5 protein-coding genes and 1 pseudogene are annotated in these 6724 nt (G+C 43.9%); 3 read left to right on the top strand and 3 right to left on the bottom strand.

The genetic code is table 11. The features are described from left to right. Window positions 1–175: 175 nt before the first annotated feature. Complete coding sequence (gene uvrA / locus ACE38W_RS19185) at window positions 176–2683, top strand: excinuclease ABC subunit UvrA (RefSeq protein WP_375833354.1); 2508 nt, start codon at window positions 176–178, stop codon at window positions 2681–2683. A gap of 207 nt (window positions 2684–2890) precedes the next feature. On the opposite strand, the pseudogene ACE38W_RS19180 reads toward uvrA, so the two are convergent. The 3 genes and pseudogenes from ACE38W_RS19180 to ACE38W_RS19170 all read right to left on the bottom strand — a co-directional run. Next, window positions 2891–3142, bottom strand: a pseudogene (locus ACE38W_RS19180) (GNAT family N-acetyltransferase); the annotation flags it as partial. Between the two features lie 277 nt (window positions 3143–3419). After that, window positions 3420–3581, bottom strand: coding sequence for a hypothetical protein (locus tag ACE38W_RS19175; RefSeq protein ID WP_375833351.1), 162 nt, complete (start codon window positions 3579–3581; stop codon window positions 3420–3422). 440 nt (window positions 3582–4021) lie between these two features. Further along, the gene (locus tag ACE38W_RS19170) at window positions 4022–4642 is read right to left on the bottom strand and encodes a DUF4159 domain-containing protein (RefSeq protein ID WP_375833348.1); all 621 of its coding nucleotides are present in this window, start codon (window positions 4640–4642) and stop codon (window positions 4022–4024) included. 190 nt (window positions 4643–4832) lie between these two features. Between ACE38W_RS19170 and ACE38W_RS19165 the strand changes: the two genes are divergently transcribed. Then, entirely contained in the window at window positions 4833–5831 is a 999-nt protein-coding gene (locus tag ACE38W_RS19165) for an AAA family ATPase (protein ID WP_375833346.1), read from the top strand. Between the two features lie 4 nt (window positions 5832–5835). Beyond that, on the top strand, window positions 5836–6723 hold the full coding sequence (locus tag ACE38W_RS19160) for a DUF58 domain-containing protein (protein ID WP_375833344.1): 888 nt from the start codon (window positions 5836–5838) through the stop codon (window positions 6721–6723). Window position 6724 lies beyond the last annotated feature (1 nt).

The raw sequence follows: 6724 nt of genomic DNA, 5'->3' as shown, positions 1-6724 counted from the left end.
CTATTGACTCTTTTAATGACTCAATTGATCGAACTGTTCTGAGCTTCTCCGAAAAACTGTATCGTACTTTCTTATTCATAAAAAATGCCCCCAAAAAGTGTCTAACTTTTTGGGGGCACTACAGAGATCAGCCTTTTTTTATTGTCAACGGCATGTTCTTTGTGGCGGATTCATCATGCAGCAAAAATCCCCTGTGAGCCCTACGGGCTTTGTGAATGTGAGAGGTGCCCGCGAGCATAACCTCAAAAATGTAGACGTGCAGATCCCAAGAGATGCCCTGGTAGTATTTACGGGCGTTTCCGGTTCCGGCAAATCCTCATTGGCATTTGGTACGCTCTATGCAGAAGCGCAGCGCCGCTACCTGGAATCTGTGTCTCCCTACGCCCGCAGGCTCTTTCACCAGATGCCTGTTCCGGAAGTGGATGAAATCGACGGACTCCCGCCAGCAGTAGCCTTACAACAACAAAGAGGTACACCTACTACACGTTCCTCCGTAGGAAGTGTGACCACATTGAGTAACCTCGTCCGCATGTTGTATTCCAGGGCCGGTGATTATCCTAAAGGTCAGGAGATCATCCATGCGGAAGCTTTTTCTCCAAACTCGCCCGAAGGTGCCTGTCCCCAATGCCATGGCATGGGACGCATCTATGATGTTACTGAAAAGTCCATGGTGCCGGATGATACACTCACCATCCGTGAAAAAGCCATCGCCGCCTGGCCTTCAGCCTGGCAAGGACAGAACTATCGTGATATACTCACTACCTTAGGATATAATGTAGACATCCCCTGGAAAGACCTTCCTGCAAAACAACGTAACTGGATACTGTTTACAGAAGAACAGCCCACCGTACCTGTATACGCCGGCTTTACACCCGCAGAAGTGAAAGAGGCGCTCAAAAGAAAGACAGAACCCAGCTATATGGGTACTTTCATGAGCGCCAGAAGATATGTTATGCATACCTTCTCCAATACACAAAGTGCCATGATGAAAAAGCGTGTATCCCAATATATGCTAAGCACGGAATGTCCACTTTGTCATGGTAAACGCCTGAAACCCTCTTCTTTGGCAGTGAAGTTTGCCGGCCTGGATATCGCTGACATGGCGCAGCTGCCGCTCAAACGCCTGTTTCAGCTGATGCAGCAACAACTGCAACCACAGGAAGATAAAAAGCATCCCGAAAAAACCATCGTAATACAACGTATTGCCACCGACCTTGTAGCCAGGCTACAGGTGCTGATGGACTTAGGATTAGGTTATCTTTCGCTGGACAGAAGTACACCTACTTTGTCGCCAGGCGAGTTGCAACGCCTCCGGCTTGCTACACAGGTACGTTCTAATCTATTTGGTGTGGTATATGTGCTGGATGAGCCTTCCGCCGGATTACATCCTGCTGATACGCAAGCTTTGCTTCGTGCCTTAGACAGACTGAAAGCCGCTGGCAATTCCCTGTTTGTAGTAGAACATGACCTGGATGTTATCCGTCATGCCGACTGGATCGTAGACGTAGGTCCACGTGCCGGTACCGAAGGAGGACAAGTACTGTTTAGTGGTCATACCGCTGATTTAGAGAAAATTGATACCTCTGTTACTGCTGCTTATCTTTTTAATAAGAAAAAACTTACACCACATATTCCCCGCAATACTGACTCCTGGCTGAAGTTGAGGGATATTACCCGTAATAATCTGGTGAAACTGTCAGTGGATTTTCCGCTGCATTGCTTTACGGCAGTGACAGGCGTTTCCGGCTCGGGCAAGTCAAGTTTAGTAAGCCAGGCGTTGGTGGAATTGGTATCAACGTTGCTGGGTACCGACTTGCCTGCTGAAGAAGATACTGCTTCTATGGGAGACGAAGCGCCTGAGACCACAGATGGACGTATCATTGCGGGCATGGAGGAAATAAAGCGTTTGGTTTTGGTAGATCAAAAAGCAATAGGGCGTACGCCGAGGTCTAACCTTGCCACCTATACGGGATTATTCGATCATGTGAGGAAAATATTCGCTGCCACCAAAGCGGCTAAGGCCCGTCATTATGACGCTGGCAGGTTTTCATTTAATATGCCTAAAGGCAGATGTGAAACCTGCAATGGAGAAGGCTTTGTGATGGTAGAATTATTATTCCTGCCTAGCGTATATGCACCTTGTCCTACCTGCCACGGCGCTCGGTATAACGCCAAAACACTGGAAATAAAATATAAAGAGAAATCTATTGCTGATGTCTTGCAATTAACCGTAAATGATGCCTATGAATTTTTTGCGGACGATGCGGCGGTGCATCATTCCTTGCATGTACTGAAAGAAGTAGGGTTAGGTTACCTCCGGCTTGGACAGCCAGCGACGGAGCTTTCCGGCGGTGAAGCACAGCGTATCAAACTGGCCACGGAGTTGCAGCGTATGGGCAAGGGCAATACGTTGTATGTATTGGATGAACCAACCACGGGTTTGCATCCTGCGGATGTGGATAGATTGATGTCGCAATTGAATTTACTGGTAGAAGCTGGCAATACAGTAATAGTAGTAGAACATAATATGCGGGTATTGGCAGGAGCAGATTGGGTGATTGATATTGGCCCTGGTGCAGGAGAGGAGGGGGGTAAAGTGGTGGCGGCAGGTACGCCTGAAAGCATTGCTACTGGAGGTGTTGGAAGGACTGCTGCATTTTTGAAAAGATATTTTACTACATAATCGATAACCTGGTTTTATTCGATATAACGATTGCATCTACTTAGCAATACAAGCATTAATAATAAGATTACACTAAAGCTATATCACCGTAAGTTCAGTGTGGTATAGCTTTTTCTTTTGCTATAGAAGTATGTTTTTGAAAATAAGGAGGTTGAAGTTATATACAGATGCAGGGTGAGTTCGGTCAACTAAAAACGGATTGTGTTACTAGTCGAGATAAATTAAATCGAAATACATCATGGTTGTATTACTATCTAATGCTTTAGTCGGGAAATACTTGAAACCGTTCTTTTCATAAAACTTGGCAGAACGGAGATAAGCATCTACAGTAATGAACTTGCACCCGGTTTTGTTTTTATTTAAAAAAAGATTCTTAATGAAATCCAGGATCGTTGCTCCTATACCTTGGTTTTGAATAGAATCTGTAACACCCAGGCATCCTATTTTTGCAGCTGGATAACTATTGGTAGGTGTTCTCTTCTTCCATGCAAATGTCCCGGTATTTTCTTCCTTTGGCTTTTGCTGCTCGCATCGACAAGAGAAACTTTATCATTCAGCAAACTAAAGAAGGCTACAGTTTCGGTATCTGTTTCCAGAATATAGGTTACCGCTAATGATTCCTTAAAATATCTGTGGGCATCCTTGAAAAGAAAATTATTCAAATCCTGATCACCACAGTTAAAAGGTTTAATAATAGTATCTGGGGTTAATCTAACCAGGCGAAAATTTCCAAGGATCATTCGAATTGTTGAATGACTTTTGGCATCTCATAATCCCTTTTAATCTTTTCTTTTTCCTCTTTTGTCGCCCTTTTGTGCGCATTCTTTTTGATGTCTCGCAGAAATTTTCTGGCTGCTTTACCATAAAGAATCGGTGTTTCTGCAATCGGTGTTGCCATTGTTTGAATGTTTAAACTGAAAGTTAGCAGTTGGCTACACGATGGCAATACAAAGCCACATGCAGCGCCAATCTGCATCTCCCGAATAAAAAATAATAATGTAAATGTTACATACAATCCTGGTTGTATTACTATTCAAAGTGCTGAATAGCATACAGCATTTTGGTTTACTGTAAGGTCTTTCCTGCTATTCGTAAATGCTACGCATTGTATCGATATGTAAGAACCAGAAAGACTGAGATTATCCGCCTGTAATTGTCGAAAAAATTATAGATATGATCATCATTGTTGTGACTTTTGAGGGTTAATGATGACCAAAATTAGTTGGCTTTCTTCAAAAAATAAAATCAGTTTTGTTAATGAATTGTTTTTGTAAAAGGTTGGGTAAAGCCTTATAAATATTGGGTTTTAATAGGATTTTTATAATGATAACTTTATTATCACTGTAACGCATATACGATAATATTTACACCGAACTTCGTATTGTCTTCCGCTAAAAATCGTTTGTTTCTAAAATCATAATCCCACTCGCATCCATAATCTTTATTACTATACAGTATACCAATACGGCCATTCACCTCAATCGCCTTCAGGTACTCATGCACCAGATCATCCCCCCAGCCATTCAGCTCAAAAGAAGTATTAGGTGGCCCTTGCTCAAACTTAAAAAAGGAATGATATATAGCATGATTGTTAGGGATTTTCTTCAATGCAGTAGCCCCAAACATAGATGCCATCTGCTTTTCAAAAGATCTGGCAAACAAACCATCTATATCATGATTGCAGTCGTCAACAAATACAAAGCCGCCATGCTGCACATACTGCTTGAAATTGGCAGCCTCGCGGCTGTCGAACTGCACCAGCTTATGGCCGCTCAGGTAACAAAAAGGATACTGAAATATTTCCGGACTACTCAAGTCAATAACTTTTTCCTGCATCACCACAGGAATTGTAGTATACTCTATCAAGGAATTCAGGATATTGGAGGGCATGCGCTGGTCTGTATCCCAGTCGCCGGAATGATAACGTAATCGAACAAATGTAAAAGTATTCCCAGCCATATTTCTTATAAGCAGTGAGGATCAAGATAAGGCATTTTTTAAATTTTATAGGAAAGAAGGATAGATAGATGCGCAATTTTATGGATGACCGGTTATTAAAATTAACTGATTGTTATTACATTGTGTGCAGCGTATGGAATAGATGCCATTCCATAAAACAACCAATTTTCTTCGCTAAACCGATGGTATAATGCTTAATGAGAATACATTGCAGCAACTGCTGCAAAAACTGCCTGTGCTGCGCCGGGAAATACAAAAGGTTATCGTGGGCCAGGAAACAGTGCTGGATGAAGTACTGGTAAGTATGCTGGCTGGTGGGCATTGCCTCCTGGAAGGTGTGCCAGGCCTTGCAAAAACTTTGCTGGTACGTACGCTGGCACAAGCGCTGGACCTGCCTTTTCGCCGTATCCAGTTCACCCCTGATCTCATGCCCACTGATATCATCGGCACAGAAGTATTGGAAGAAGATCATGTCACCGGCAAACGTTTCTTTAAATTCAATAAAGGACCCCTGTTTGCCAATATCATCCTTGCGGATGAAATCAACCGCACACCGCCTAAAACACAATCAGCCCTGCTCGAAGCTATGCAGGAGTTTGAGGTCACCTACGCCGGACAAACGTATCCGCTAGACAGGCCCTTCTTCATCCTGGCAACACAAAACCCAATAGAACAGTCCGGAACCTATCCGCTGCCAGAAGCGCAGTTGGACCGTTTCCTGCTCTATATTCGTATAGGCTATCCCGGTGAACAGGAGGAAACTGCTATCCTCGCCGGTACCACCGGCAGCAAAAAAGTACAGGTTCAACCCGTACTCAATGCCACCGAAATTCTCCAACTACAACAGTTTGTTAGAGAGGTAGCCATAGATCCTGAATTGATTCATTATGTAAGCAGATTAGTGCGCGCCACCAGGCCTGCCACCACCACCATCCCGGAAATACAGGAATTGGTGCGTTGGGGCGCCGGCCCACGCGCAGGACAAGCACTTATCCTTACAGCTAAAGCTTTGGCGCTCCTGCACGGCCGCTTTGCCGTTACCATGGACGATATTAAAACCATGGCGCTTCCGGTACTACGACATAGAATACTGCTAAATTTTAAAGCAGAAGCCGAAGGCATGCAAACGGATGATGTGACTAATATTCTTCTCCAAAAAATTACCAGAACAGCTACCAGCCTATCTTAGACGAATGAGTAAACTGCTGCATCCTAAAACTATACTGGCAATAAAAGATTTGCAACTCGCCGCTAAAACAGTGGCAGATGGCTTCTTGTCGGGTATGCATGCCAGCCGGATGAAAGGGACAGGCCTGGAATTCAGCCAGTATAGAAGCTATCAGCCCAGTGATGACCTGAGGTGGTTGGATTGGAAGATGTATGCCAGGTCTGACAGATACTATGTAAGGCAATCCGAAATTGAAACCAGTATTGATATACAACTGATCGTAGATGCCAGCAATTCTATGCTACATGAAGATAAAGGCATCACCAAAATCGATTATGCCCGCTACCTCGCTGCTGCTATCGGCTATTTATCACACCAGCAAGGTGATGCTACCGGACTTTCCGTAATGCAGTCTGCCCAGGTGTTTTCTCTCGCTGCCAGAAAAGAATCGCAACATATGGCGAGATTCTATTATCAACTGGAACAAATACAGCCAGGAGGCAACTTCCAGCATCCAATGGCCCTGAAACAGTTGTTCACGGGCCCGCATAAACGACAACTTTTTGTTTTCATTTCTGATTTCTATGAACAACAAGCGGAAATCATGCAAATGATGGATACACTGGCTGCCATGCAACATCAGGTAATCGCCTTTCACCTGGTGGCTGAAAATGAACGCCAGGCCAGCTTTAAGGGTTACCAGGCTGTGGAGGATCTGGAAACAGGAGAGCTGCTTCAGCTAGACGGTGCCATCGATGCTAATGCTTATGCCGTCGTTTGGAATCAGTTTATTACACAATTGAAACAACGATTAACAGCAAAAGGAATACTTTATACACAGTTATCACTGCAATCTCCTTTAGATATCGCATTAAGAGATTTCCTGTTGCAATACAATAAAATCAGAAGATAAT

It is taken from the genome of Chitinophaga sp. Hz27 (assembly GCF_042263525.1).
Classification (GTDB): domain Bacteria; phylum Bacteroidota; class Bacteroidia; order Chitinophagales; family Chitinophagaceae; genus Chitinophaga.
Note: the sequence above shows the minus strand (reverse complement) of the source record. Positions and strands in the feature narration are given on the sequence as shown.